The organism is Azospirillum terrae, from assembly GCF_053470425.1.
Window position 1 is genome coordinate 623,634 of the sequence record NZ_JBPXMR010000001.1, and the last position, 24,194, is coordinate 647,827.

At 69.1% G+C, this 24,194-nt stretch carries 22 protein-coding genes; 9 read left to right on the top strand and 13 right to left on the bottom strand.

Annotation, left to right across the window (positions count from 1 at the left end; genetic code table 11):
* The first annotated feature begins 49 nt into the window (after positions 1–49).
* Entirely contained in the window at positions 50–385 is a 336-nt protein-coding gene (locus tag ACSVDD_RS02945) for a hypothetical protein (protein WP_448187793.1), read from the top strand.
* A 19-nt stretch (positions 386–404) separates the two neighbouring features.
* On the opposite strand, the gene ureG is transcribed toward ACSVDD_RS02945, so the two are convergent.
* The 12 genes from ureG to urtA form a co-directional block, all read right to left on the bottom strand.
* Positions 405–1,052, bottom strand: coding sequence for an urease accessory protein UreG (gene ureG, locus ACSVDD_RS02950; protein ID WP_448187794.1), 648 nt, complete (start codon positions 1,050–1,052; stop codon positions 405–407).
* Positions 1,049–1,645 carry an urease accessory protein UreF gene (locus ACSVDD_RS02955; protein WP_448187795.1) on the bottom strand — a complete coding sequence of 199 codons (597 nt, stop codon included), beginning with the start codon at positions 1,643–1,645 and terminating at the stop codon, positions 1,049–1,051. The genes ureG and ACSVDD_RS02955 overlap by 4 nt, the downstream gene beginning before the upstream one ends.
* 268 nt (positions 1,646–1,913) lie before the next feature.
* On the bottom strand, positions 1,914–2,369 hold the full coding sequence (gene ureE, locus ACSVDD_RS02960) for an urease accessory protein UreE (protein WP_448187796.1): 456 nt from the start codon (positions 2,367–2,369) through the stop codon (positions 1,914–1,916).
* Between the two features lie 7 nt (positions 2,370–2,376).
* The gene (gene ureC / locus ACSVDD_RS02965) at positions 2,377–4,086 is read right to left on the bottom strand and encodes an urease subunit alpha (protein WP_448187797.1); all 1,710 of its coding nucleotides are present in this window, start codon (positions 4,084–4,086) and stop codon (positions 2,377–2,379) included.
* A 14-nt stretch (positions 4,087–4,100) separates the two neighbouring features.
* Positions 4,101–4,406: an urease subunit beta gene (locus ACSVDD_RS02970; protein ID WP_448187798.1), complete on the bottom strand. Its 306-nt coding sequence runs from the start codon at positions 4,404–4,406 to the stop codon at positions 4,101–4,103.
* Positions 4,407–4,417: 11 nt separating this feature from the next.
* Positions 4,418–4,720: an urease subunit gamma gene (locus tag ACSVDD_RS02975; protein WP_448187799.1), complete on the bottom strand. Its 303-nt coding sequence runs from the start codon at positions 4,718–4,720 to the stop codon at positions 4,418–4,420.
* Between the two features lie 67 nt (positions 4,721–4,787).
* Positions 4,788–5,630 (bottom strand): urease accessory protein UreD, encoded by an 843-nt coding sequence (locus ACSVDD_RS02980; RefSeq protein WP_448187800.1) that lies wholly within the window; start codon positions 5,628–5,630, stop codon positions 4,788–4,790.
* A 10-nt stretch (positions 5,631–5,640) separates the two neighbouring features.
* A complete protein-coding gene (gene urtE / locus ACSVDD_RS02985) occupies positions 5,641–6,336 on the bottom strand; it encodes an urea ABC transporter ATP-binding subunit UrtE (protein WP_448187801.1) in 696 nt (231 codons plus the stop codon).
* Between the two features lie 4 nt (positions 6,337–6,340).
* Entirely contained in the window at positions 6,341–7,123 is a 783-nt protein-coding gene (gene urtD / locus ACSVDD_RS02990) for an urea ABC transporter ATP-binding protein UrtD (RefSeq protein ID WP_448188500.1), read from the bottom strand.
* Between the two features lie 19 nt (positions 7,124–7,142).
* Positions 7,143–8,279 (bottom strand): urea ABC transporter permease subunit UrtC, encoded by a 1,137-nt coding sequence (urtC, locus tag ACSVDD_RS02995; protein WP_448187802.1) that lies wholly within the window; start codon positions 8,277–8,279, stop codon positions 7,143–7,145.
* A 2-nt stretch (positions 8,280–8,281) separates the two neighbouring features.
* The gene (gene urtB / locus ACSVDD_RS03000) at positions 8,282–9,898 is read right to left on the bottom strand and encodes an urea ABC transporter permease subunit UrtB (RefSeq protein WP_448187803.1); all 1,617 of its coding nucleotides are present in this window, start codon (positions 9,896–9,898) and stop codon (positions 8,282–8,284) included.
* Between the two features lie 149 nt (positions 9,899–10,047).
* Positions 10,048–11,319, bottom strand: a complete 1,272-nt coding sequence (urtA, locus tag ACSVDD_RS03005; RefSeq protein WP_448188501.1) for an urea ABC transporter substrate-binding protein — start codon at positions 11,317–11,319, stop codon at positions 10,048–10,050.
* Positions 11,320–11,647: 328 nt separating this feature from the next.
* On the opposite strand from urtA, the gene argE reads away from it, so the two are divergent.
* From argE to ACSVDD_RS03030, 5 genes are all read left to right on the top strand, one after another.
* Positions 11,648–12,796 carry an acetylornithine deacetylase gene (gene argE, locus ACSVDD_RS03010; RefSeq protein WP_448187804.1) on the top strand — a complete coding sequence of 383 codons (1,149 nt, stop codon included), beginning with the start codon at positions 11,648–11,650 and terminating at the stop codon, positions 12,794–12,796.
* Positions 12,797–12,899: 103 nt separating this feature from the next.
* Complete coding sequence (locus ACSVDD_RS03015; protein ID WP_448187805.1) at positions 12,900–13,718, top strand: 4-helix bundle domain-containing protein; 819 nt, start codon at positions 12,900–12,902, stop codon at positions 13,716–13,718.
* Between the two features lie 105 nt (positions 13,719–13,823).
* The gene (locus ACSVDD_RS03020; RefSeq protein ID WP_448187806.1) at positions 13,824–15,053 is read left to right on the top strand and encodes a cytochrome c peroxidase; all 1,230 of its coding nucleotides are present in this window, start codon (positions 13,824–13,826) and stop codon (positions 15,051–15,053) included.
* An 87-nt stretch (positions 15,054–15,140) separates the two neighbouring features.
* Positions 15,141–18,020 (top strand): hybrid sensor histidine kinase/response regulator, encoded by a 2,880-nt coding sequence (locus tag ACSVDD_RS03025; protein ID WP_448187807.1) that lies wholly within the window; start codon positions 15,141–15,143, stop codon positions 18,018–18,020.
* A gap of 228 nt (positions 18,021–18,248) precedes the next feature.
* Entirely contained in the window at positions 18,249–20,402 is a 2,154-nt protein-coding gene (locus ACSVDD_RS03030) for a PAS domain-containing sensor histidine kinase (protein ID WP_448187808.1), read from the top strand.
* Positions 20,403–20,418: 16 nt separating this feature from the next.
* On the opposite strand, the gene ACSVDD_RS03035 is transcribed toward ACSVDD_RS03030, so the two are convergent.
* Positions 20,419–21,321, bottom strand: a complete 903-nt coding sequence (locus tag ACSVDD_RS03035; RefSeq protein ID WP_448187809.1) for a LysR family transcriptional regulator — start codon at positions 21,319–21,321, stop codon at positions 20,419–20,421.
* Between the two features lie 91 nt (positions 21,322–21,412).
* On the opposite strand from ACSVDD_RS03035, the gene ACSVDD_RS03040 reads away from it, so the two are divergent.
* The 3 genes from ACSVDD_RS03040 to ACSVDD_RS03050 all read left to right on the top strand — a co-directional run bounded on the left by ACSVDD_RS03040 (position 21,413) and on the right by ACSVDD_RS03050 (position 23,973).
* Entirely contained in the window at positions 21,413–22,285 is an 873-nt protein-coding gene (locus ACSVDD_RS03040; RefSeq protein ID WP_448187810.1) for a hypothetical protein, read from the top strand.
* Positions 22,286–22,314: 29 nt separating this feature from the next.
* A complete protein-coding gene (locus ACSVDD_RS03045; protein WP_448187811.1) occupies positions 22,315–22,890 on the top strand; it encodes a YceI family protein in 576 nt (191 codons plus the stop codon).
* A gap of 84 nt (positions 22,891–22,974) precedes the next feature.
* Positions 22,975–23,973 (top strand): glutathione S-transferase family protein, encoded by a 999-nt coding sequence (locus ACSVDD_RS03050; RefSeq protein WP_448187812.1) that lies wholly within the window; start codon positions 22,975–22,977, stop codon positions 23,971–23,973.
* The last annotated feature ends 221 nt before the right edge of the window (positions 23,974–24,194 follow it).

A 24,194-nucleotide genomic window follows, 5' to 3' on the forward strand; every position in this document is an offset into this window, starting at 1 on the left:
GCCGGGGGATCGGTTCCCCCGGCCGCCCTTTTCAGGATGGAGAGAAACGATGCGTACAATTCTGATCGGCACCGTAACGTCGTTGATCCTGGCCGCCGGCGGTGCCGCCGCCGCGGACCTGAGTTCTTCGTCCGCCGCCACCAACTGGGATGGCCGCACGGCGCCGCCGCTGGCCGGTTCGTCCACGACGACCACCACCACGACCACGACGATCTACTCGCCCGGTACGGCGGTGCTGCCGCCCGCCGGCTACACGCCGAACAGCCCCAGCGACCATCGCCTCCCGGACCAGGGCGAATCCGGTGTGTCGCCGCGCGCCAGTCAGATGGCGACCGGCTCCCATTGCCCACCCGGCACGCCGGACTGCGGGGGCGACAACCGCTAGGGAGCGCTCCGGCCGAGCGTCAGCCCGGCTCCGGCAGGCCGCCGGCGGTGATGACGAAGTTGATGATCTCGTCCAGCCCCTGCCCGGTCTTCAGGTTGGAGAACAGGAACGGCCGCTCGCCGCGCATGGTCTTCGAATCGCGCTCCATCACCTCCAGACTGGCGCCGACCAGGGGGGCGAGGTCGATCTTGTTGATCACCAGCAGGTCGGAGCGCGTGATGCCCGGCCCGCCCTTGCGCGGGATCTTGTCGCCGGCCGACACATCGATGACGTAGATCGTGATGTCCGCCAGTTCCGGCGAAAAGGTCGCGGCGAGGTTGTCGCCGCCCGACTCGATGAAGATCACGTCGAGGTTGGGGAAGCGCCGCACCATCTCGTCCACCGCGGCGAGGTTGATGGAGGCGTCCTCACGGATCGCCGTGTGCGGGCAGCCGCCGGTCTCCACTCCCATGATGCGCTCGGGCGCCAGCGCGCCGGAGCGGGTGAGGAATTGCGCATCCTCCTTGGTGTAGATGTCGTTGGTGATGGCGGCGGCTTCCCACCCCTCCCGCATGCGCTTGCACAGGGCGTCGGTGAGCGCGGTCTTGCCCGAGCCGACCGGCCCGCCGATGCCGACGCGCAACGGTCCGGAGTGGCTCTTGGTGATCGGGGCGGCGGTGGGCGTCATGAGCGGAACAACCTCGTGTACTGGTTTTCGTGGGTCATGGAGGTCCAATCGACCATCGGCGCGCGGCTGCCGAGGTCGTCGAGGGATGCGGTCTCGGCCCATTGGGCGAGGGTGGCGACGATGGGTTCCAGGGCCGCCAGCGCGCGTTGCCCATCGGTCTGGCCGAGCGGCACGAGGCGCACCCCCGCCGAAACAAGGTTCGCTGCGATGGCGTGCAGGAACCCGGCGAGGGCTTGGCCGTGCGGAATCCCGGCAAGCGCGGAGCACAGGGCGACGGAAACGGCGTGGGCGGGGGCGCGGGCTTCGGCTTCGATGATCGCCGACCAATGCTCCAGGCCGGGGAGCGGCCACGCGGCGGTGACGGTGGAGAGGAACGCCTTGCCCTGAGCCGAGGATTCCAGCGCAGTTTCGCGGCTGGCGCGCAGAACGTCGGCGCGTTCCAGCGCCCAGACGAAGGCGGGTTCGTCGCCGTCGCTGACCGCCCGGTGGGCCGCGGCGAACAGCACCGCATCGGTGCGGCCGGCGCCGTGCTCCAGGATGGCGGCGATCCAGTCGGTGAGGGTGGCGCGGTCGTGGACGAAGCCAACGTCCACCGCGCGCTCGACGCCGTGCGAGTAGGTGTAGCCACCGATGGGAAACGACGGACTCAGCCACGCGAGGAGACGGAGCAGATTCCCCTCTCCCGCCTCTCGCGCAAACGAAGTTTGCGCTGACGGCGTCAGGCGGATCGAAGATCCGCCGGGAGCCCCGGGAGAGGGTGGCGCCGCGAGGCGCCGGGTGAGGGTACCGCAAGGATCCTTGGACGCACCCTCACCCGGCCGGCTGGCGCCGGCCCCCCTCTCCCGGGGCGGGAGAGGGTTTTCAATGCTCATGGCCATGACCACCACTGTACGCCCCGCTCTCCGGCGTGAACGGCGCCTGCACCTCATGCACGTGCGCGCCCAGCCCATGCAGCATGTCCACGATCACGTGATCCCAACGCAGCCGTACCACACCGTTGCCGATCTCCACCGGCAAGTGCCGGTTGCCCAAGTGCCAGGCCACCCGCGCCAGCTCGCCCTCGCCGTGGCAGTGCACCTCGGCCAGCCGTTCCGGCGCGGCACGCACCCGCAGCCAGCCGCCGCCTTCCAACTCCAGCCCATCCCCCTCGTTCAGCACCTGCGCGCGGGCGAGGTCGAGCAGGAACGCCTCCCCCGCATCGTCGGTCAGCCGCACCCGGCGGCGAAAGCGGTCGTCGTAGGTCAGCGTGACGCTACCGACAGCCTCACCCTCGGGCCAAGTGCCGGCCGCCTGCACACCCGTCGCACGTCTCATCATCACGGCCTCAGAACAGGAAGTAGCGCTGCGCCATCGGCAGCACGGCGGCCGGTTCGCAGATCAGCAGCTCGCCATCGGCGCGCACCTCGTACGTCTCCGGATCGACCTCGATGTCCGGCGTCGCGCTGTTGTGGATCATGCTCGCCTTGTTCACCGTCCGGCAACCGCGCACCGCCAGCAGTTGGCGCGACAACCCCAACCGCTCCCCCACCCCCAGATCCAGCGCGGCGGCGCTGACGAAGGTCACCGAACTGGCCTGCATCGCCTTGCCCAGCGCGCCGAACATCGGGCGGTAATGCACCGGCTGCGGCGTCGGGATGGACGCGTTCGGGTCGCCCATGGGTGCGGCGGCGATGGTGCCGCACTTCAGCACCATGTCCGGCTTCACCCCGAAGAAGGCCGGCGACCACACCACCAGATCCGCCAGCTTGCCCACCTCCACCGAACCGACTTGGCTCGCGATGCCGTGCGCCAGCGCCGGGTTTATGGTGTACTTGGCGACGTAGCGCTTCACCCTGAGATTGTCGTTCTCTCCCGTCTCCGCAGGCAACCGCCCCCGCTGCACTTTCATCTTGTGCGCGGTCTGCCACGTGCGGATCACCACCTCGCCGACCCGGCCCATGGCCTGACTGTCGGACGACAGCATGGAGAACACGCCCAGATCGTGCAGGATGTCCTCGGCCGCGATGGTCTCGCGGCGGATGCGGCTCTCGGCGAAGGCCACGTCCTCGGGGATGCGCGGGCTGAGGTGGTGGCAGACCATCAGCATGTCGAGATGCTCGTCCACCGTGTTGATGGTGAACGGCCGCGTCGGGTTGGTGGACGACGGCAGAACGTTGGGCAAGCCCGCCACCTTGATGATATCCGGCGCGTGACCGCCGCCGGCCCCCTCGGTGTGGAAGGCGTGGATGGTGCGCCCCCGGAACGCCGCGATGGTGTTCTCGACGAATCCGGACTCGTTCAGCGTGTCGGTGTGGATGGCGACTTGCACGTCGTGCTGGTCGGCGACGGTCAGGCAGGTGTCGATGGCCTTGGGCGTGGTGCCCCAGTCCTCGTGCAGCTTGAGGCCGCAGGCCCCGGCGACGATCTGCTCGACCAGCGCGTCCGGCCGGCTGGCGTTGCCCTTGCCGAAGAAACCGAGGTTGATCGGCAGCCCCTCGGCGGCCTGGAGCATGCGCGCCATGTGCCACGGGCCGGGCGTGCAGGTGGTGGCGTTGGTCCCGGCGGCCGGGCCGGTGCCGCCGCCCAGCATGGTGGTGACGCCGGAATACAGCGCCTCGTCCACCTGCTGCGGGCAGATGAAGTGGATGTGGGCGTCGATGCCGCCCGCGGTGATGATCTTGCCCTCACCGGCGATGATCTCGGTGCCGGGACCGATCACGATGGTGACGCCCGATTGCACGTCGGGGTTGCCGGCCTTGCCGATGCCGGCGATGCGGCCGTCCCTCAACCCAATGTCGGCCTTGACGATGCCCCAGTGATCGAGGATCAGCGCGTTGGTGATGACGGTGTCCACCGCCCCCTCGGCGCAGGTCGCCTGCCCCTGCCCCATGCCGTCGCGGATCACCTTGCCGCCGCCGAACTTCACCTCCTCGCCGTAGAGGGTGTGGTCGTGCTCGACCTCGATGATGAGATCGGTGTCGGCGAGGCGCACGCGGTCGCCGGTGGTCGGGCCGTAGTGCGCGGCGTACTCGGCGCGCTCGATGCGATGAGCCATGGTTCCGTCCCCCTCTACAGAGCGCCGCTGATCTTGCCGTTGAAGCCGTGCACCACCCGGTTGCCGGCGTAGGCGACCAGCGTGACCGTGCGCGTCTGCCCCGGCTCGAAGCGCACCGCGGTGCCGGCGGGGATGTCCAGGCGGTGGCCGCGGGCCTGGGCGCGGTCGAAGGACAGCGCCTCATTGGTCTCGAAGAAATGGTAGTGCGAGCCGACCTGGATCGGCCGGTCGCCGGTGTTGGCGACGTCGAGCGTGACCGTCGGACGGCCGGCGTTCAGCTCGATCTCGCCGGGGGCGGTGATGATTTCGCCGGGGATCATGGGAGGGCTCCTCAGCGGATCGGGTTGTGGACGGTGACGAGCTTGGTGCCGTCCGGGAAGGTGGCCTCGACCTGGATGTCGTGGATCATCTCGGGAATGCCCTCCATGACCTGTTCGCGGGTCAGCACGGAGGCGCCGTCGCGCATCAGCTCGGCTACGGACTTGCCGTCGCGGGCGCCCTCGACCACGAAGTCGGTGATCAGCGCCACCGCCTCGGGATGGTTGAGCTTGACGCCGCGCTCCAGGCGACGGCGCGCGACGATGGCCGCCATGGCGACCAGCAGCTTGTCCTTTTCCCGCGGTGTCAGGTTCATCCCCGTTCCCCCTCGTTTCTTTTTTCGTCATCCCCGCGCAGGCGGGGATGCCGGTGAATAAAAGCACCTACACATGCCACAGCCGCGGCAGGCGCGCCGGCAAACCGGCGAGTTCCGCCCGCAACCCCGCCCAGACGCGGCCGAAATCGTTGCGCAGCCGGTGCGCGTCGCACCCCAGCAGCCGGATCACCAGCACCTCGCCAAGCACCGTCGCCCCGGCGTGCGGAGCCAAATCCTCCAGCAGCGTGCGGGCGCCGTCCAGCCGGTCCGCCGCGTCCTTGCCCACGTACACGATGGTGCCGTACGCCGTTGCTCCCGCAAAGCCCGCGGGATGGTCGAGCACCGCCGCCACATCGCCGTCCAGATGCAGCGCGTCCGCCCACACCAGCCGCCCGTCACGGCGAACCTCCCAGGCATCCCGCGCCAAGCCCTGGGTAAAGCGCTCCCCCCGCGCGATGCGGCCGAACACCAGCGACTCCCCGGCCAGCAAGCGGCCGGAGCCCGCCACCTCCGCGCACGTGCTGCGTCGCAGGCGGGCGCCGTCGAACAGGATGGTTTCCTGCGGCAGCCACTCCAGCCAGCCGCCGTCGCCCACCGTCAGCCGCACGTCGAAGCGCACGTCGGCGCCGGTCGAGCGGTAGATCTTCTCCGCGGCCTGCGCGGTGACCAGCGCGCTCGCACCCGCGCCCACCGATGCCGCGACCTCCAGCCGGTCGCCGCCGACCAGCCCGCCCGACGTGGTCACCACCACCGCGGTCGGTGGATCGCCGGCCCCCGGATTGGGGAACAGCAGCCGCAGCGGGTCGGTGTGGTACAAGTCGCGCAGGCGCGTGGTGCCCGACGCGGCGTCGAACGCAACGTCGGCGCGACCGTGGATGGTCAGGCGTTTGGGCAGGACGGCAACGGCCAAAGGGGCGGCCTCAGACGGTCAAGTGGCGGCGCACGTCGGACTCGACCATGTCGGCGGCAATTCCGGCAAGCACGATCTCACCACGGTCCATCACGGCAAAGCGGTCGGCAAGGTCGCGGGCGAACTCGAAATACTGCTCGACCAGCAGGATCGCCATGTCGCCGCGTTCCCCCAGCATGCGGATCACCTGCTCGATCAGCTTGATGATCGAGGGCTGGATGCCTTCGGTCGGCTCGTCGAGGATCAGCAGGCGCGGGCGCGTCACCAGCGCGCGGCCGATAGCCAACTGCTGCTGCTGCCCGCCCGACAGATCGCCGCCGCGTCGGTGCAGCATGTCCTTCAGCACGGGGAACAGCTCGAAGATCTCCTCTGGGATCGAGCGTTGCGCCTTGGGCAGCGGTGCGAAGCCGGTCTGCAAGTTCTCCAGCACGGTCAGGCGCGGGAAGATCTCGCGGCCCTGCGGCACGAAGGCGATGCCGCGCCGGGCGCGCTCGGGCGTCGGGAGCTTGGCGATGTCCTGCCCTTCCCAGGTGATGCGCCCCGAACGGGCGGACTCCAGCCCCATGATGGCGCGCAGGGTGCTGGTCTTGCCGACGCCGTTGCGGCCCAGCAGGCAGGTCACCGCCCCCTTGGGCGCCTCCAGCGACACCCCGCGCAACGCGTGGCTGGCGCCGTAGTAGAGATGCACGTTCTCGACGGTCAGCATGTGTTCACCGCCCCAGATAGACTTCGATCACCCGCTGGTCGGCCTTCACCGTGTCCAGCGAGCCCTCGGCCAGCACCGAGCCCTCGTGCAGCACCGTCACTTTCGCACCCAGCCGGCGCACGAACTCCATGTCGTGCTCGACCACCACGACCGAGCGGTCGCGGTTGATCTCCAGGATCAGGTCGGCGGTGCGTTCGGTCTCGGCGTCGGTCATGCCGGCCACCGGCTCGTCCAGCAGGACCAGCTTGGGCTCCTGCATCAGCAGCATGCCGATTTCCAGCCATTGCTTCTGCCCGTGGCTGAGCGCCCCGGCCGGCGCGCCCAAGCGGTCGCCGAGGCGGATCAGGCCGACCACCTCGTCGATGCGGCGCGCCTGTTCGGATTGCAGCAGGAAGAACAGCGTCTTCATGGTGCGGCGGTCGCACTTCAGCGCCAGTTCCAGGTTCTCGAATACGGTCAGGTGCTCGAACACCGTGGGCTTCTGGAACTTGCGGCCTATCCCCAGGTTGGCGATGCGCGTCTCGTCGAGCCTGGTCAGATCGACGCCGCCGTCGAACAGCACGTCGCCCTTGTCCGGCTTGGTCTTGCCGGTGACGATGTCCATCATCGTCGTTTTGCCGGCGCCGTTCGGGCCGATGATGGTGCGCAGTTCGCCCGGCCGCAAAACCAGACTGAGATTGTTGATCGCCCGGAACCCGTCGAAGGCGACGCTCACGCCGTCGAGGTACAGGATCGAGCCGTGCGCCGGGTGCGGGTCGCCGGCCATGCCGTAGCCCGGCTCGGCCATGGACAGGGTCGAGGTGTCGTCACGCATTGCGGTTCTGCGCCACCCGGACGCCTCCCTTGAGCTTGTCGCGCAGCTGGGCAGCGAGGCCCATCAGCCCCTTGGGCATGAACAGGGTTACCAGGATGAACAGGCCGCCCAGGAAGAACAGCCAGATCTCCGGCGCCGCCCCGGTGAAGTAGCTCTTGGCCCCGTTCACCGCGAAGGCGCCGAGGATCGAGCCCACCAGCGTGCCGCGCCCGCCGACCGCCACCCAGATCGCCACCTCGATGGAGTTGGCCGCCGAGAACTCAGACGGGTTGATGATGCCGACCTGCGGCACGTACAGCGCCCCGGCCAGCCCCGCCAGCACCGCCGAGACGGTGAAGACGAACAGCTTGGCCGCCGTCACGTCGTAGCCGAGGAACCGCACCCGGCTCTCGGCGTCGCGGATCGCCATCAGCACGCGGCCGAGCTTCGACGCCACGATGAAGCGCGCCGCCAGATACCCCGCCGCCAGCAGCAGCGCCGACGCCACGTAGAGGCCGACGCGCATCCCCGTCGACTGCATGGGGAAACCGATGATTTCCTTGAAGTCGGTCAGGCCGTTGTTGCCGCCGAAGCCCATCTCGTTGCGGAAGAAGGCGAGCATCAGCGCGAAGGTCATCGCCTGCGTGATGATCGAGAAGTAGACGCCGTTGATGCGGGACCGGAACGCGAACCAGCCCATCACGAAGGCCAGCACCCCCGGCACGGCCATGACCATCAGCAGCGCCCAGACCGGGTTGTCGAAGCCCCACCAGTACCAGGGCAACTCCTTCCAGTTCAGGAACACCATGAAGTCCGGCAGGTTGGCGTTGCCGTAGACGCCGCGGGTGCCGATCTGCCGCATCAGGTACATGCCCATGCCATAGCCGCCCAGCGCGAAGAACGCCCCGTGGCCCAACGACAGCGCCCCGGCATACCCCCACACCAGATCGAGGCTGAGCGCCAGCAGGGCGTAGCACAAATACTTGCCGAGCAGGCTGACCATGTAGGCCGGCACGTGGAACACGGAGTCCGGCGGCGCGTACAGGTGCAGCACCGGTACCAGCACCGCGGCCACCACCAGCAGGCCCATGAACACCGACCAGCCGCGGCGGGATTCGAGTGCGAGAAGACGTGAGGTCAACGGTCCCATCTTTATGCCTCCGCCGCGCGGCCCTTGAGGGCGAACAGGCCGCGCGGGCGCTTCTGGATGAACAGGATGATGAAGACCAGCACCAGGATCTTGCCGAGCATGGCGCCGGCATAGGGTTCCAGGATCTTGTTGACCACGCCCAGGCTCAGCGCCCCGGCCAGCACGCCCCACAGGCTTCCCACCCCGCCGAACACCACCACCATGAAGGCGTCGACGATGTAGCCCTGCCCGAGGTTCGGGCTGACGTTGCCGACCTGGGACAGCGCCACGCCGGCCACCCCGGCGATGCCGGACCCGAGCCCGAAGGTCAGCGCGTCCACCCAGCCCGTGCGGATGCCCATGCTGGCGGCCATCGGCCGGTTCTGCGTCACCGCGCGCATCTGCAAACCGAGGCTGGTGTAGCGCAGCGTCGCCGCCAGCGCGCCCAGCACCCCCAGCGCGAAGACCACGATGGCGATGCGGTTCCAGGTCAGCACGAGGCCGGGCATGGCTTCCCAAGCACCGGTCATCCAGGCGGGGTTGGCGACCTCCTTGTTGGGCGCGCCGAAGATCGAGCGCACGACCTGCTGAAGCATCAGCGAAATGCCCCAGGTCGCCAGCATGGTCTCCAGCGGCCGGCCGTAGAGGAAGCGGATGATGCCGCGCTCCAGCGCCACGCCGATGGCGCCGGCTACCAGAAACGCCGCGGGGATGGAGACGATCAGGTACAGCCCGAACACGCCCGGCGGCAGGAAGGCGCGGAACGCCTCCTGCACCACGAAGGCGGTGTAGGCGCCGAGCATGATCATCTCGCCGTGCGCCATGTTGATGACGCCCATCACGCCGAAGGTGATGGCCAACCCGACCGCCCCCAGCAGCAGCACCGACCCCAGGCTCAGCCCCTGGAACAGCGTCAGCGCACCGGACACCAGCGTCTCGCGCCGCTCGATGGACGAGACCAGGGCTTCCGCGGCGGCACGCACCTTGGCGTCCGGGTCCTTTGCGAGCGGCGCCACCAGCGTGCGCGTCTCGGTGGTCTGTACGGAGCCGAGGTCTTCGACGGCCTTCAGCCGCTCGGCGGGGTCGGGGCTGGCGAGCGCGGTGCGGGCGAAGGCCTGGGCGATCACCGCCTTGACGCTGGGATCGGTCTCGCGGGCTAGGGCTTCGCGCAGTTTTCCGGCAGTTTCCGGGGTGGCGTTGCGCGCCATGCTCTCCACCGCGCTCAGGCGGCGCGCCGGGTCCGGCGAGGTCAGGTCGAGGCGGCCGATGGCGGCGGAAATCGCGCTGCGCAGCGCGTTGTTCACGGTGATCTTGGACAGGTCGCGGCTGGCGACGGTGCCGAGCGCAGCGCCGGTCAGCGGGTCGGTGATGGTCACCTCGCGCCCGTTCACCGCGCCCGTCACCAGCTTGCCATCGTCCTTGCGCACGAACAGCGCGCCGGTCTCCATGGCCTGGAGCACGCCCAGCGCGCGCGCGTCGCCGGTGTCGGCGAGGCGTTCGGCGGCGGCGGCCTTCTCCGAGAATCCCTCACCGGCGAGGCCGGACAGCGCGGCGGAGAACGCGGCGTCGTCGGCGCGGGCGGGGGTGCTCAGCAAACTCAGGGCAAGACAGAGCGCGGACAGCAGGCGGTTAAGCGGCATGGTGGGGTCCCTTCTTCTCCCTCCCCCGCCCCGGGGGAGGGTCGGGGTGGGGGTACCGCTGCGGAGCCTGTACGGATCCTCGACGGCACCCTCACCCGGCCGCTGCGCGGCCACCCTCTCCCGGGACGGGAGAGGGTTCCGACGCGCCCTTACTTCTTGCCGTACTTCGGCTCGGCGCAGTTGCCGCAGACCCACGGATAGGTCCAGTCGGCGGTCAGCTTGGCGCTTTCCGGGATGAACGGGCTCCAGGCGTCGGCCTTGATGGCGTTCTTCGTCTGGTTGACGATCTGGAACTGGCCGTTCGACTGGATCTCGCCGATCATCACCGGCTTCGACAGGTGGTGGTTGGTGTTCATCACGATGTCGTAGCCCGACGGCGAGCGCACCTTCTGGCCGTACATGGCCTGACGCACCGCGTCCACGTCCGTGGTGCCGGCCTGCTGGACCGCTTGCGTCCACATCTTGAAGCCGATGTAGGTGGCCTCCATCGGGTCGTTGGTCACGCGCTTGTCATTCTTGATGAACGCGCGCCATTGCTTGATGAAGGCGTCGTTCTCGGCCGTGTCCACCGACTGGAAGTAGTTCCAGGCGGCCAGATGCCCGACGAGGTTCTTGGTGTCGATGCCGGCCAGTTCTTCCTCACCGACCGAGAAGGCGACGACCGGGATGTCGGTCGCCTTGATGCCCTGGTTCGCCAGTTCCTTATAGAACGGCACGTTGGCGTCGCCGTTGATGGTGGAGACCACCGCCGTCTTCTTGCCGGCCGAGGCAAACTTCTTGATGTCGGCGACGATCGTCTGCCAGTCGGAGTGCCCGAACGGCGTGTAGTTGATCATGATGTCGTCTTTGGGCACGCCCTTCGAGATCAGGTACGCCTCGAGGATCTTGTTGGTCGTGCGCGGATAGACGTAGTCGGTGCCGGCCAGAACCCAGCGCTTGGCGGAGCCGCCCTCCGCGCCCATCAGATAATCAACCGCCGGGATCGCCTGCTGGTTCGGCGCCGCGCCGGTGTAGAAGACGTTGCGCGAGGACTCCTCACCCTCGTACTGCACGGGGTAGAACAGCAGGTTGTTCATCTCCTCGAAGACCGGCAGCACCGACTTGCGGCTGACCGAGGTCCAGCAGCCGAACACCACGGCGACCTTGTCCTTCTGGATCAGCTCGCGCGCCTTTTCGGCGAACAGCGGCCAGTTGGAGGCCGGATCGACCACCACCGCCTCGACCTTGCGGCCGAGCAGACCGCCCTTCTTGTTGATGTCGTCCACCATCATCAGGACGGTGTCCTTCAGCGTCGTCTCGCTGATCGCCATGGTGCCGGACAGCGAGTGCAGGACGCCGATCTTGATCGGGTCCGCCGCCTGAGCCGCCGTCGCGGCGAACAAGCCCGCGGCCAGTGCACAGCCCGCAACCATCCCCTTCATCGCAAGCGCTTTGATGCCCATAAGTCTCCCCTTTTTTTGCCGGGTTCGCTTTACGGACCGAAGCATTCGCAAATGCGGTGCCAAGCGCGCTTGCCGCGGAAAAAGCCTGCCGACGCTGATGTTTGCCGCACGAGCGAGCGGCGGCGGACCGCTGCGGAATGCACCATTATTGAGCACGCCCAATCCCGCGCCAGCCAACTGCATACATTTTACGCATTCGTGTGCAGGCGCGGATCAGGGCGAGACGGGCGCCCGCGCGTCGAGCCGTTTGACTCCCGCCGTTCGTCCCCGACATTGTTCCGGCGACAAGGACAGGCGGGGCAGGGTTTTGGACGACACCTCACGCAACATGATCGCCCGGCTGGTAGGCTTCGACACGGTATCGCGCCGCTCCAACATGGCCCTCATCGACTGGGTCAGGGAGTATCTGGAGGGGTTCGGCGTCGACAGCCGGCTGGTTCCCAACGACGACGGCAGCAAGGCGAACCTGTTCGCCACCATCGGCCCTTCAGCCGAGGGCGGAATCGTGCTGTCCGGCCACACCGACGTGGTGCCGGTGGACGGGCAGGCCTGGGACACCGATCCCTTCACGCTGGTCGAGCGCGACGGCCGCCTGTACGGCCGCGGCACCGCCGACATGAAAAGCTTCTCCGCCGTCGCCCTGGCCTTGGTGCCGGAGATGCTCGCCGCCGGCATGAAGCGCCCGATCCATCTGGCGCTGTCCTACGACGAGGAGATCGGCTGCTTCGGCGCCCCCCACATGATCGAGCGCCTCGTGCGCGACCTGCCGCGCCCCAGCGCCGTCATCGTCGGCGAGCCCACCAGCATGGGCGTGGTGCTGGCGCACAAGGGCTGCTACGCGCTGCGCACGACGGTGACCGGGCACGAGGTGCACTCCAGCCAAGTCAACCGCGGCGTCAGCGCGGTGATGATCGCGGCACGGCTGGCGACCTTCATCGCCGACATGATGGCGCAGAACAAGGCCGACGCCGACCCGGCCTCGCCCTTCGACCCGCCCTACACCACGCTGCACGTCGGCACCATCCAGGGCGGCACGGCGCTGAACATCATGGCGAAGCGCTGCGAGTTCCTGTGGGACATCCGCACGGTCAACGGCGAGGACTGGAAGACCTATCTGGAGCGTTTCCAGGCGTTCTGCGGCACGCTGCTGCCGGAGATGCAGGCAATCTCCCCGGAATGCGCCATCGTCACGGAAGTTCTGGCCGGCGTCCCCGGTCTGGCCCCGGAACCGGACGGCGTGGCCGCACAGCTCTGCCACGCGCTCACGGGCCGCAACGACACCGCCGTGGTGTCCTATGCCGCCGAGGCCGGGCAGTTCCAGGAAGCCGGCTTCTCCACGGTGATCTGCGGACCGGGCTCCATCGACCAAGCCCACCAGCCCAACGAATTCATCGACATCGCCCAGGTCACCGCCTGCGAGCGCTTCCTGCGCGACCTGATCAAGCGGCTTTCGTAGGCTGGGCCGCCGGCCCAACCTATGAGACCTCGCCGCACGGTTCCGTATTGCAATTGCAAATTACTCGCATTATCAAAGGAGGTATGAGCCCCCACGAGAGGTCATGGCAACGATGAACACCTCACTGATGAAGACCCGCTCCGCCGTCGCGGCCCTGGCGCTGCTGGCATTCGGTGCCGCCGCCCCCGCATTCGCCGCCGAGACTCACGGTCATGACCATTCCGCCGCCGCCCCGGCCGGTGCGGAGGAAGAGAAGAAGGAGCAGGACGTGTTCACCGACGCGCCGGCCGATCAGGCGCTGGTCGGGCGGCTGCTGATGATCAAGGGCCACCTGCTGGTCGGCAAGGAACTGTACACGCAGAACCGCCCCGACGACGCCGTCCCCCACTACCTGCACCCCAGCGAGGAGATCTACGGCCTCATCAAGCCCGAGCTGACCAAGCGCAAGATCGCCTCGTTCGAGACGCCTCTGAACCAGCTCTACCAGATGGTCAAGCAGAAGAAGCCCGCCGCCAAGGTCTTCGCCAAGCAGGACGAGGTCGTGCGCGCCATCGACGCGGCGCTCGCCAAGCCCGGCCGCAAGGTCACCGACAACGCCGCCTTCGTCATGGACACCACGGCCATGGTGCTGGTCCAGTCGGTGGAGGAGTACAAGGAGAGCTTCGCTGGTGAGACCATCGCCAACGCGGTGGAGTACCAGGACTCCCGCGGCTTCGTCTGGGCCGCCCGCGCCCACCTGGACCAGCACGCCAAGGCGCTGAAGGCGAAGAACGCCGACGCCTTCGCCAAGGTCGCACGGCAACTCGACGCCGTGCAGAACGCCTACCCGGCCGCCGTGCCGCCGCAGCAGCCGGTAACCTCGGCGAAAGGTCTCTACGACATGGTGGCCGAGATCGAAAAGCTCGCCCCCGCCTTCCGCTGAGGTACCGCCGCCATGAAACCAGCCCTCCTCCCGCTCGTCAGTGCAGCCGTCATCGTCGTTGCTACGGCGGCATTGTCGGCGCAGAGGGCTGGTTTCACTGGACCCATGACAGGCGATCCCTCGCCCTCCGAACCGGCCGCCTACGCACGGCCGGCGACGGTGCCCTTCCCCGCCGCCACCCCCCATTCGCCGCAGAAGGTGGCGTTGGGCGAGCGGCTGTTCTTCGAAACGGCGTTGTCCGGCAAGGGAGACCGCGCCTGCGCGTCCTGCCATGAACCCGCCAAGGGTTTTCAGGATGGCCGGGCCCGCGCCGATGGGCTGGACGGCACGCCGCTCGGCCGCCGCACGCCGTTCGTGGCGGACGTCGCCTGGGGCGAGCGCTTCTTCTGGGACGGCCGCGCCGCCACGCTGGAAGAACAGGCGCTCGGCCCCGTGCAGAACCCGCGCGAGATGAACCAGACGCTGGACGGCATGGTCGCCGCGCTGTCGGCCAGACCCGAGTACGCACCGCTGTTCGCCGCCGCCTTTCCGGCCGAGCCGCGCATCACCGCGGCCAACGTCGCCAAGGCGCTCGCCACCTTCGAACGCACGCTGCTGTCGGGCGACACGCCCTTCGACCGCTGGGCGGCCGGCGACGCGGGTGCCGTGTCCGAGTCGGCCAAGCGCGGCTTCACGCTGTTCACCGGCACCGCCGGCTGTGCGTCCTGCCATTCCGGCTGGACCTTCACCGATCATGCCTTCCATGACATCGGCCTGCCCGGCGACGACCGTGGCCGCGGCGCCATCCTCGGCGAAGCGGCGCTGGATCATTCCTTCAAGACGCCGGGCCTGCGCGGCGTGACCAAGCGCGCGCCCTACATGCACGACGGCTCGGTGGCCACGCTGGAGGCGGTGCTCGACCACTATTCGGGAGGCTACGTGGACCGCCCGACCCTGTCGCCGGACCTGCCGCGCCTGACCCTGACCGCCGCCGAGAAGGCCGACCTGCTGGCGTTCCTGCACAGCCTCGACCCCGCCGCCCCCGCCGTGGCCGTGCCGGAAGCCGCAGCGGCCCCCACCCCGGTCACGACGGCGACCAAACCGCCGGTGGTCGGACAGCGCCACAAGCGCTTCAGCGTGGCGCAGCTTCGCCTCAAGGCCGGGGAGGCGCTGACGGTGCAGAACGACGACGTGCGCGACCACAACGTGCGCTACGCGCTGGAAGGGCGCGAATACAACAGCGGAGTCCAGGAACCCGGCCAGACCGTCAGCGTCCCCTTCGCCGAGCCCGGCCACTACCACGTGTACTGCGGCATCCACCCGAAGATGAAGCTGGACGTCGAGGTGGAGCGCTGAGGGGCGCGCCAAAAGCTTCGTTAACTAACTGTTAACTATAACGGCGGAGCATCGGCAGCCAAGGTTCCGGGTTGGTCTGGTCGGTTCATGAAGTCGGATAACGGTCTATCGGCGCTGGCGGCGGCCGGGGCGGCGCTGCCGGTCGTGCTGTTCGCCACGGTGATGCTGTTCCTTTACGGCAGCGAGCGGGAGGCCGTGGTCGAGCACGAGTTGCACGCCAAGGCCAGCGCCGCCGCCACGGCGGTCGAGCGGCAAATCGCCAATGAGTTCGGCGTGCTCAACGCACTCGCCACCTCGGAGGCGCTCGACACTCCCGATCTGGAGGCGTTCCAGGCGCAGGCGCGGCGCTTGCTGGCCACGCTTCCGGCGTGGTTCGGCATCGTGCTGACCGACCGCCAGAACCAGATCATGAACACCCGCATCGCGCTGGGGCAGCCGTTGCCGGCCGTCCTCGACAACGTCAGCAAGGATCGCGTCTTCGACACGGGCAAGCCGCAGGTCGGCGCCGTGCTCCGCGCGCCCGACCGCTATCCGGAGCCGGTCGTGCCGGTGCGCGTTCCGGTGTCGCGGGACGGTTCGGTGCGCTTCACGCTGACCGCCGTGGTGCGCGCCCACGCGCTGACCGAACTGCTGCGCGAGCAGGGCGTGCCCGAGGGCTGGCGCATCGCCATCCTGGATCAGGCCGGAAACCTGCTGGCGAACACCAACTCGACCGACCCTCTGGCCGCGCAGATCGGCGCACCGCCCAGCCCATCCCTGCGGGCCGGCGTAGCGTGGCCGGGCAACGGCGTCTTCGAAGCGGTGACCGACGACGGATTCCGCGCCACCGGGGCGTTCGTGCACTCCGCCCTGACGGGGTGGACGATCGTCGCCGGCACCTCCACCGACGCGGTGCTGTGGGCGGCCCGCCGCTCGGTTCTCGCGGCCGGAGCCGGCGGCGCGCTGGCGGTGCTGTCCGCCGCAGCGCTCGCCTGGAGCCAGATCCGCGCCCACCGCCGCCGCCGTCAGGCCGAGCGGCTGATGGCGGAGGCGCGGACCGAGCGCGCCGTAGCCGACCGCCTGTCCGACATCGCAACGCACTTTCCCGGCGTCATCTACCGGCGGGTGCTGAGGGACGGCGTCATCGACTACCCCTACGTCAGCGACTGCCGCCACATCTTCGCCGATCTGGCCGGCATCCGCATCGACGGCGCGGCGTTCCGGGACGTCATCGTCTCCCGCATGACGCCCGAGACGCAGGTGCGCTGGCGCGAGGCAATCCGCACCTCGACTGAAACCGGCGATCCCTATTCGGTCGAGTTGAAGATCGTGTCGCCCGATGGGCAGCGCCGCATCCTGCGCAGCCTCGCCCACACCCGGCGCGAGCGCGACGGCAGCGTGGTGTGGGACGGCCTGATCCTCGACGTCACCGGCCAGCACGACGCCGAGGCGCGCTCGCGCGTCGCCGACGAGCGGCTGCAGATGGCCGTCGGCGCCGCCGACCTGGGCACCTTCGACCTGGACATCCCGACCCACACGCTCACCTGGTCGGAGCGCTGCAAGGCGATGTTCGGCCTGGGCGCGGACGAGGCGGTGTCCGGCCGCGTCTACCTGTCGCGCGTCCACCCCGACGACGTGCCGGGGGTGCGCGCGGCGGAGACGGGCGCGCTGGACCCCACCGGCACCGGCGAATACCACGTGCGCTTCCGCTCCCTCTGGCCGGACGGCTCGATCCGCTGGCTGGAGGCCGTGGGCAAGGTGCTCTTCATCGAGGGCAGCGTGCGCACGCCGGTCCGCCTGATCGGCACTGTGATGGACGTGACCGAGGCGCACCAAGTCGAGTGCGAGTTGCAGGACGCCCGCGACCGCGCCGAACACGCCAACCTGACCAAGTCCAAGTTCCTCGCCGCCGCCAGCCACGACCTGCGCCAGCCGTTGCAGTCGGTGTTCCTGTTCGCGGCGGCGCTGCACCATCACGTCGGCGACGAGCGCGGGCGCGAGCAGCTCATGCACCTGGAACGCGGGCTGGACGCGCTGAAGGGACTGCTGGACAGCCTGCTCGACGTGTCCCGCCTGGACGCCGGCATCATCAAGCCCGAGGTCGAGGAATTCCCGCTGGACGAACTGCTCGACCACGTCGCCGCCGCCTATCTGCCGGTCGCGGTCGGCAAGGGCTTGGTGCTCGATGTGCGCCGCTGCGGCGTTGCGGTGCGCAGCGACCGCACGCTGCTCGGCCGGATGCTGCGCAATCTCGTGGAGAACGCGCTGCGCTACACCGAGCATGGCGGCGTGCGCGTGAGTTGCCATAGCGAGGGCCGCGCCACCGGCGACACGCTTCGCATCGAGATCGCCGACACCGGCATCGGTATCCCGCCCGACCACCTGGACCGCATCTGGGAGGAGTTCCATCAAGTGAGCAACGCCGAACGCGACCGAACCCAGGGCCTCGGCCTCGGCCTCGCCATCGTGCAGCGCATCTCGGGCCTGCTGGACCACCCCATCGAGGTCCGCTCGGCGCCGGGGCGCGGCTCGGTCTTCAGCATCACCGCCCCCGCCACCCCGGCCACGCCCACCGCCGAGCCGCAGGCGGCCCCGGACATCGACCGTGGCACCGGCCAGTTCGCCGTGCTGGTGGACGACGACGCCATCGTGCTGCTGGGCCTCAAGGCGATGTTCGAGGAATGGGGCTATCAGGTGCTGGTCGCCGGCTCCACCGACGACGCGCTGGCGCGCCTGGAACGGGCGGAGCGCCGGCCGGACATCGTCGTCGCCGACTACCGCCTGCGCGAGGGCCGCGTCGGCACCGAGGCGATCCTGTCCATCCGCCAGCGTTACGGGATGGCGATCCCCGGCATCATCCTGACCGGCGAGACCGGCCCGGAGGCGCAGCGCGACGCCACGGCTCACGGCCTGCGGGTGATCCACAAGCCCGTCACCCCGCGCCAGCTCGGCAAAGCGTTGGACCGCAACCGGGCTGCCGCCGTATAGGAGAACCCAGTCCGCTCACAGTCTTCGGCAAAACTCCGGAAAATTTCGCCGATAATGCAGCGCGCCTTCGAGACATACGGATGCGTTGTCTGCCGCACTTTCTTTCGACAACACCGCCCCAGATTAGATTTGCCTTGACGGCAGACACTCGGTGACTAACCCTATTTTGCGCATCATCGATCCGCGCTACGGACCACCCCGGTGGTGACGAGGCTGAGGGGCGCTCGCATGCACGACCAGAGCCCATCCGTTGCCGCCGAGCGGATACGTCTGCTGTACCGGCAGATGCCGTTGGTTCTGACGGCCAACGTTCTCAACGCCTCGCTGATCGTCTTCGCGCTGTGGAGCCCCGCTTCGGCGCCGCGCCTGTTGGAATGGGCCGGCGGGCTGGCCCTGGTCACCGCCGTGCGCACCGGCCTGTGGGCCTGGTACCTGCGCCGCCGGCCGGCCGACGCGGACATGGCGCCCTGGGGTCTGCGCTACACGGTCAGTTCGGCGGCGTCCGGCCTTCTGTGGGGGATCACGGCGCTGCTGTTCATCCAGCCCGGCGCTCCCCTGACCCTGCTGCTGATCGCCTTCGTCGTCGCCGGCATGGCGGCCGGGGCGGTCACCGCCCTGTCCAGCCATCTTCCCGCCTTCTACTCCTACCTGCTGACCAGCATACTGCCGCTCGCCGGACGGCTGGTGGCCGAGGGCGACCGCGTCAGCCTGACAATGGCCGCGCTCGTCGCGGTTTTCACCGTTGGCCTGGCACTCATCGGCCGCAACTTCCACGACGCGCTGACCCGCCGCCTCGAACTCACCGAGGAGAAGCATCAACTGGCGGAAAGCCTGGAACAGCAGGTGCGCGAGCGCACCGACGCCCTGCTGGCGGTCAACCACCAGCTCAACGGCATTCTGTCCACCACCGACGACCATGTCTTCATGATCTGCTGGTCGGGCGCGCTGCTCTACGCCAGCCCTTCGGCGCTGCGCGACTTCGGCATCGACGGCGGATCGATCAGCGGCAAGAGCTGGACCGACCTCGGCCTGTCGCCCGAGGCGGCAGCGGCGCTCGACGGCATGCACCACCGGGTGACCGAAACCGGCGCCGCCGCCACCGAGGAGATCACCCACGCCACCCCCGGCGGCCCGCGACGCCACGAATACAGGTTCAACCCGATGACCGGCGCCGACGGCCGCATCGGCGCGGTGATCGCCGTGTCGCGCGACGTGACCGAGCGCCGGCGCACCGAACAGGCGCTGGAGGAGGCGCGCGCCGCGGCCGAACTCGCCGACCAGAGCAAGTCCCGCTTTCTCGCCGCCGCCAGCCACGACCTGCGCCAGCCCATGCAGTCCATGTTCCTGTTCGCCGGGGCGCTGCGCCCGCGCATCGCCGACGTCCAGGGGCAGGAGATGCTGACCATGCTGGAGCGCGGGCTGGACACGCTGAAGGGCTTGCTGGACAGCCTGCTCGACGTGTCGCAGCTCGACGTGAACGTCATCCAGCCGCGCATATCGACGATCGCCATCCGCCCGTTCCTCGACGGAATCGTCGCCGCCTACCAACCCATCGCCGCGTCGCGCGGCCTCGCCGTCCGCATCGGCGAGGACTGCGAGGTCCAGGCGCTCAGCGATCCCACCCTGCTCGGCCGCATGGTGCGCAACCTCGTCGAGAACGCCATCCGCTACACCGAACGCGGCGGCGTCGTGGTGGACTGTCACACGACCGGCAACTTCCTGCTGATCGAGGTGAGCGACACCGGCATCGGCATCGCGCCCGACCAACTGGAGCGGATCTTCGACGAGTTTCACCAAGTGGACAATCCCGGGCGCGACAAGGCGCGCGGCCTCGGGCTGGGGCTCGCCATCGTCCAGCGTCTGGCGGGCATCCTCGACCACCCGGTGGAGGTGCGCTCGGCGCTCGGCCGGGGTTCGGTCTTCTCGATCCGCGTGCCGCTCGACACCGCGGCGGCCAGCCAACCGGCCGCCCCCGACGCGCCCTCCGCCGTGACGCGGGACGGCAAGCTGGTGGTGCTGGTGGACGACGACGCCATCGTGCTGCTCGGCCTGCGCGCGACGCTGGAGTCCTGCGGCTACCAGACGGTGATCGCCGGCTCCACCGAGCAGGCGCTGGAACGCCTCGCCGCTGCCGGCCGGGAGCCGGATCTGGTCATCTCCGACTACCGGCTGCGCGGCGGCGCGGTGGGCACCGACGCCATCCTGGCGATCCGCGCCCGCGTCGGCCGCCCGGTCCCCGGCATCATCCTGACCGGCGAAACCGGCGCCGAATGCGCGCGCGAGGCCGCGGAGCACGGCTTCAGCATCATCCACAAGCCGGTAACCCCCCGCCAACTCGCCGCCTGCCTGGAACGCATCACCGGAGCCGAGACGGCGACGTGAGGGAAAGCCCCTCTCCCTACCCGCCCCGCCTCCCTTCCCACAGGTCGCGCTCTGCGCTCAGCGCCTCGGCCATGAAGTCGAGGAAGACGCGGACCCGGCCCATGTGGCGCAGATCCTCGTGGGTCAGCAGCCAGATCCGCGACTCCGCCTCCTCCACCACATCGCCGATGCGCCGCAGGTCGGGCGCCGCGTCGCCCAGGCCGCAGGGCAGCAACGCCAGCCCCCCGCCGGCGCGCGTCGCCTCCAGCAGCGCCGCCACCGAGTTCACCCGGTAGCCGACGCGGTCGGCCGGGATCCGCCGGGTCTGCCAACGCGCCATGGAGGTGTGCGCGTAGCTCTCGTCCAACCCGGCCCAGTCGTGCCCGGCCAGATCCACCCCAGCCCCGGCGCGCTCCAGGTAGGCGGTGGAGCCGTAGACGGCGAACGCCATGCCCGACACCGCCCGCCCCACCAGATTCTCCGGCGGCTTCCTGGTCGAGCGGACGGCGACGTCGGCCTCGCGCTTGGTGAGGCTCAGCCGCGCCTCGGCAACCATCAGGCTCACCTGGATCTCCGGCCGCGCCGCTCGGAACGCCGCCATGGGGCGCGGCAGCATGTGGAGCGCCAGGATGTCGATGGTGGTGACGCTGAGTGAACCGCCGACGCGGGCGTCCTTGCCGGACAGCCTGCGGCTGGCGGCGGCGATGTCCTCCTCGACCCGCGCGGCGATGGCCAGCACCTCCTCGCCCTCCGTGGTCAGGGCGTAGCCGGCGGGCAGCCGGACGAACAGCTGCACCCCCGCCGTCGCCTCCAGCCCGGCGACCCGGCGCAGCACGGTGGTGTGGTTCACCCCCAGCGCACGCGCCGCCCCCGACAGCGAGCCATGCCGCGCCACCGCCAGAAAGAAGCGGAAATCGTCCCAGTCATACTGTGCAGGCACGCACACCCCCTCTGCGCCTTATCGGAATTTCCGCTTATTCCAGCACAGCATACTGTGCCGCCACGGACAACGTCGAACGACGGAACACCCTATGATGGCCCACTTGATGGACGCCTTGAACGACCCCTTCCTGCAATCGAGCGTGCTGCCGCTGCTGGCCGCCCTCGCGGCGGTCGGGCTGCTGCGGCTGGCCGGCGGCGGTGTCGCCGGGCGTCGGCTGGCGGCTGGCGGCATCGCGCTGGCATTCCTGGGCGTCTTCGCCCTGGTGGTCGGCATTCCGGCCTTCCCGCCGCCGTCGAGCATGGGCCGGCTGTTCTGGTGCGCCGTCACCGGCGTGGCCATCGGCCTCGCCGGTGACGCCACCGGGGTGAAGGGCGCCAAGGCGTCCACCCTCACCGGCGTCTGGCTGCTCGGTTCGCTGCTGTGGATGATTCTGCCGGCGTTGACCGGCGCCGCCGAGGCGCTGATCGCCGTGCCGCTGCTGGCGGCCGGCGCCTGGGTCGCCTTCGGCCGCCTGCCGGCCGGCAAGGACGGCCCGGCCACCTCGGGTGCCGTGCTGCTGGCGCTGGCGCTGGCGGTCGGCGGCACCGCGCTGGTCGGCTCGTCGGCGTCGCTGGCGCAGGCCGCCCTGGCGCTGGCGGCAGCCACCGGAGGGTTCCTGCTGTGGAACTGGCCCATCGAGCGGCACGTCTGGGGCGTGTCGGGCCGGGTCGGCTTCGGCATCCTGGTCCTGCTCACCGCCGCCCTCGCCTTCTTCACCCAGGCCCGCGCCGAAGTCCTGCTGCTGGCCGTGCCCGCCTTCTTCGCCGACCGCCTGCGCAGCCGCCTGCCGACGCCGGACACCACCTTCGGCCAGGCGCTGCGCACCGCCGCCGTCACCGTTTTCGCCGTCATCCCGGCGGTGGCCGCCGTCGGCGCCGCCTACCTCATCTCCGCCGCGGGTTCCTCCGCGTCGGGCTACTGATCCAACCCATCCCCATCGGAGCCTACCCCATGTTCAAGAAGACCCTGTTCGCCGCCGCCCTCCTCGCCACCGTTGCCGGCACCGCCCAGGCCGCCCCCGTCGCCTACAAGCTCGATCCGTCGCACATGAGCGTGGCGTTCATCGTCAACCACCTCGGCTTTTCCAACGTGATCGGCCGCTTCAACACCGCTTCGGGCGATGTCGCCTTCGACAAGGACGCGGTGCAGAACAGCACGCTGAAGGTTTCCATCGACACCGCCAGCGTCGACACCGCCCACGCCAAGCGCGACGAGCACCTGCGTTCGCCGGACTTCTTCAACACGAAGGAGTTCCCGCAGATGACCTTCAAGAGCACGAAGATCGAGAAGACCGGCGACAAGTCGGGTAAGCTGTATGGCGACCTGACGCTGCTCGGCACGTCCAAGCCGGTGGTCCTCGACGTCACCTTCAACAAGGAAGGCGTCAGCCCGGCCAGCAAGCTGGAGACGGTCGGCTTCTCGGCGCGCGGCAAGATCAAGCGCACCGATTTCGGCATGAAGTACGGCGCCCCGTACATCAGCGACGAGATCGAGCTGCTGATCGAGGCCGAAGCCACCAAGTCCTGACCCTGACCGGATCGCGTCGCGGTCTGTTGAACACGAAGGGACCGGCCCGGCCGGTCCCTTCGCCACATGCAAAGGGAGCGAACGATGCCCGGCCTGGTGAACGGCGAATGGGTCAAGGGCCCCATCGCGGAAAGCGAGATCAAGGACGGCGCGTTCCACCGCGAGCCGACCCGCTTCCGCACCTGGATCACCCCGGACGGCGCGCCCGACGCCGCGGGCAACCCGACCCTGCCGGCCGAGGCCGGGCGCTATCACCTGTACGTCTCGTACCTGTGCCCGTGGGCGTCGCGCACGCTGATCTTCCGCGCGCTGAAGGGGCTGGAGGGCATCGTCGGCGTCTCGGTGGCCGAGCCGGTCATCGGCGAGGACGGCTGGACCTTCACCGAGCCGCAGGACGGCGGGCCGGGCATCGGCAGCTTCCGTCATCTGTACCGCCTCTACACCGCGTCAGCCCCCACCTACACCGGCAAGGTCTCGGTTCCGGTGCTGTGGGACAAGCACCGGCAGCGCATCGTCAACAACGAGTCCGCGGACATCATCCGCATTCTCAACAGCGCCTTCGATGCCTTGAGCGGCAACGGCCTGGACCTCTATCCCGCGCCCTTGCGGGCGGAGATCGACGGCTGGAACGAGCGGATCTACCACACGGTGAACAACGGCGTGTACCGCGCCGGCTTCGCCAAGTCGCAGGCGAGCTATGACGAGGCGGTGACCACGCTGTTCGAGACGCTCGACCAACTGGAGGAGCGCCTGTCCGCCAGCCGCTATCTGGCCGGAGAGCATTTGACCGAGGCGGACTGGCGGCTGTTCGTGACTCTGGTGCGCTTCGACCCCGCCTACCACGGCGCCTTCAAGTGCAATGTGCGGCGCATCGAGGATTACCCGGCGCTGTCCAATTATCTGCGCGAGCTGTACCAGTGGCCCGGCGTCCGGGCGACGGTGAACATCGAGCACATCAAGCGCGGCTACTACGTCAACCCGGCGATCAACCCGACGCTGATCGTGCCCAAGGGTCCGCTGATCGACCTCGACCGCCCGCACGACCGCGCCCGCCTGCCGGGCCTGGGGATCTGGAGGCGATAGGGAAACTTGCTCTCGCCGGTCACTTTGGCATAGGATGATAGTCTTCATCAGCGAAGCCGCGTCCGCATGATGGCAAGCGGATGAGACACTCGGCAAAAATGTGTCTCATAGCGTCTCACTCCGTCTCGTCCGACGCCGAACGGATGCAACGCTCCATCGAATCGTGTTTCATAGCGTTTCATTCCGTTGCATCCGGCGATGGCGGTCATCGCTGACGGCGC

Excerpts from the sequence above, each read along its gene's own strand:
- ACSVDD_RS02945 (WP_448187793.1), top strand. The coding sequence starts at position 50 with ATGCGTACAATTCTGATCGGCACCGTAACGTCGTTGATCCTGGCCGCC.
- ureG (WP_448187794.1), bottom strand. The coding sequence starts at position 1,052 with ATGACGCCCACCGCCGCCCCGATCACCAAGAGCCACTCCGGACCGTTG.
- ureE (WP_448187796.1), bottom strand. The coding sequence starts at position 2,369 with ATGATGAGACGTGCGACGGGTGTGCAGGCGGCCGGCACTTGGCCCGAG.
- ureC (WP_448187797.1), bottom strand. The coding sequence starts at position 4,086 with ATGGCTCATCGCATCGAGCGCGCCGAGTACGCCGCGCACTACGGCCCG.
- ACSVDD_RS02970 (WP_448187798.1), bottom strand. The coding sequence starts at position 4,406 with ATGATCCCCGGCGAAATCATCACCGCCCCCGGCGAGATCGAGCTGAAC.
- ACSVDD_RS02975 (WP_448187799.1), bottom strand. The coding sequence starts at position 4,720 with ATGAACCTGACACCGCGGGAAAAGGACAAGCTGCTGGTCGCCATGGCG.
- urtE (WP_448187801.1), bottom strand. The coding sequence starts at position 6,336 with ATGCTGACCGTCGAGAACGTGCATCTCTACTACGGCGCCAGCCACGCG.
- urtD (WP_448188500.1), bottom strand. The coding sequence starts at position 7,123 with ATGGCCGAGCCGGGCTACGGCATGGCCGGCGACCCGCACCCGGCGCAC.
- urtC (WP_448187802.1), bottom strand. The coding sequence starts at position 8,279 with ATGGGACCGTTGACCTCACGTCTTCTCGCACTCGAATCCCGCCGCGGC.
- urtB (WP_448187803.1), bottom strand. The coding sequence starts at position 9,898 with ATGCCGCTTAACCGCCTGCTGTCCGCGCTCTGTCTTGCCCTGAGTTTG.
- urtA (WP_448188501.1), bottom strand. The coding sequence starts at position 11,319 with ATGAAGGGGATGGTTGCGGGCTGTGCACTGGCCGCGGGCTTGTTCGCC.
- ACSVDD_RS03015 (WP_448187805.1), top strand. The coding sequence starts at position 12,900 with ATGGCAACGATGAACACCTCACTGATGAAGACCCGCTCCGCCGTCGCG.
- ACSVDD_RS03020 (WP_448187806.1), top strand. The coding sequence starts at position 13,824 with ATGACAGGCGATCCCTCGCCCTCCGAACCGGCCGCCTACGCACGGCCG.
- ACSVDD_RS03025 (WP_448187807.1), top strand. The coding sequence starts at position 15,141 with ATGAAGTCGGATAACGGTCTATCGGCGCTGGCGGCGGCCGGGGCGGCG.
- ACSVDD_RS03030 (WP_448187808.1), top strand. The coding sequence starts at position 18,249 with ATGCACGACCAGAGCCCATCCGTTGCCGCCGAGCGGATACGTCTGCTG.
- ACSVDD_RS03040 (WP_448187810.1), top strand. The coding sequence starts at position 21,413 with ATGATGGCCCACTTGATGGACGCCTTGAACGACCCCTTCCTGCAATCG.
- ACSVDD_RS03045 (WP_448187811.1), top strand. The coding sequence starts at position 22,315 with ATGTTCAAGAAGACCCTGTTCGCCGCCGCCCTCCTCGCCACCGTTGCC.
- ACSVDD_RS03050 (WP_448187812.1), top strand. The coding sequence starts at position 22,975 with ATGCCCGGCCTGGTGAACGGCGAATGGGTCAAGGGCCCCATCGCGGAA.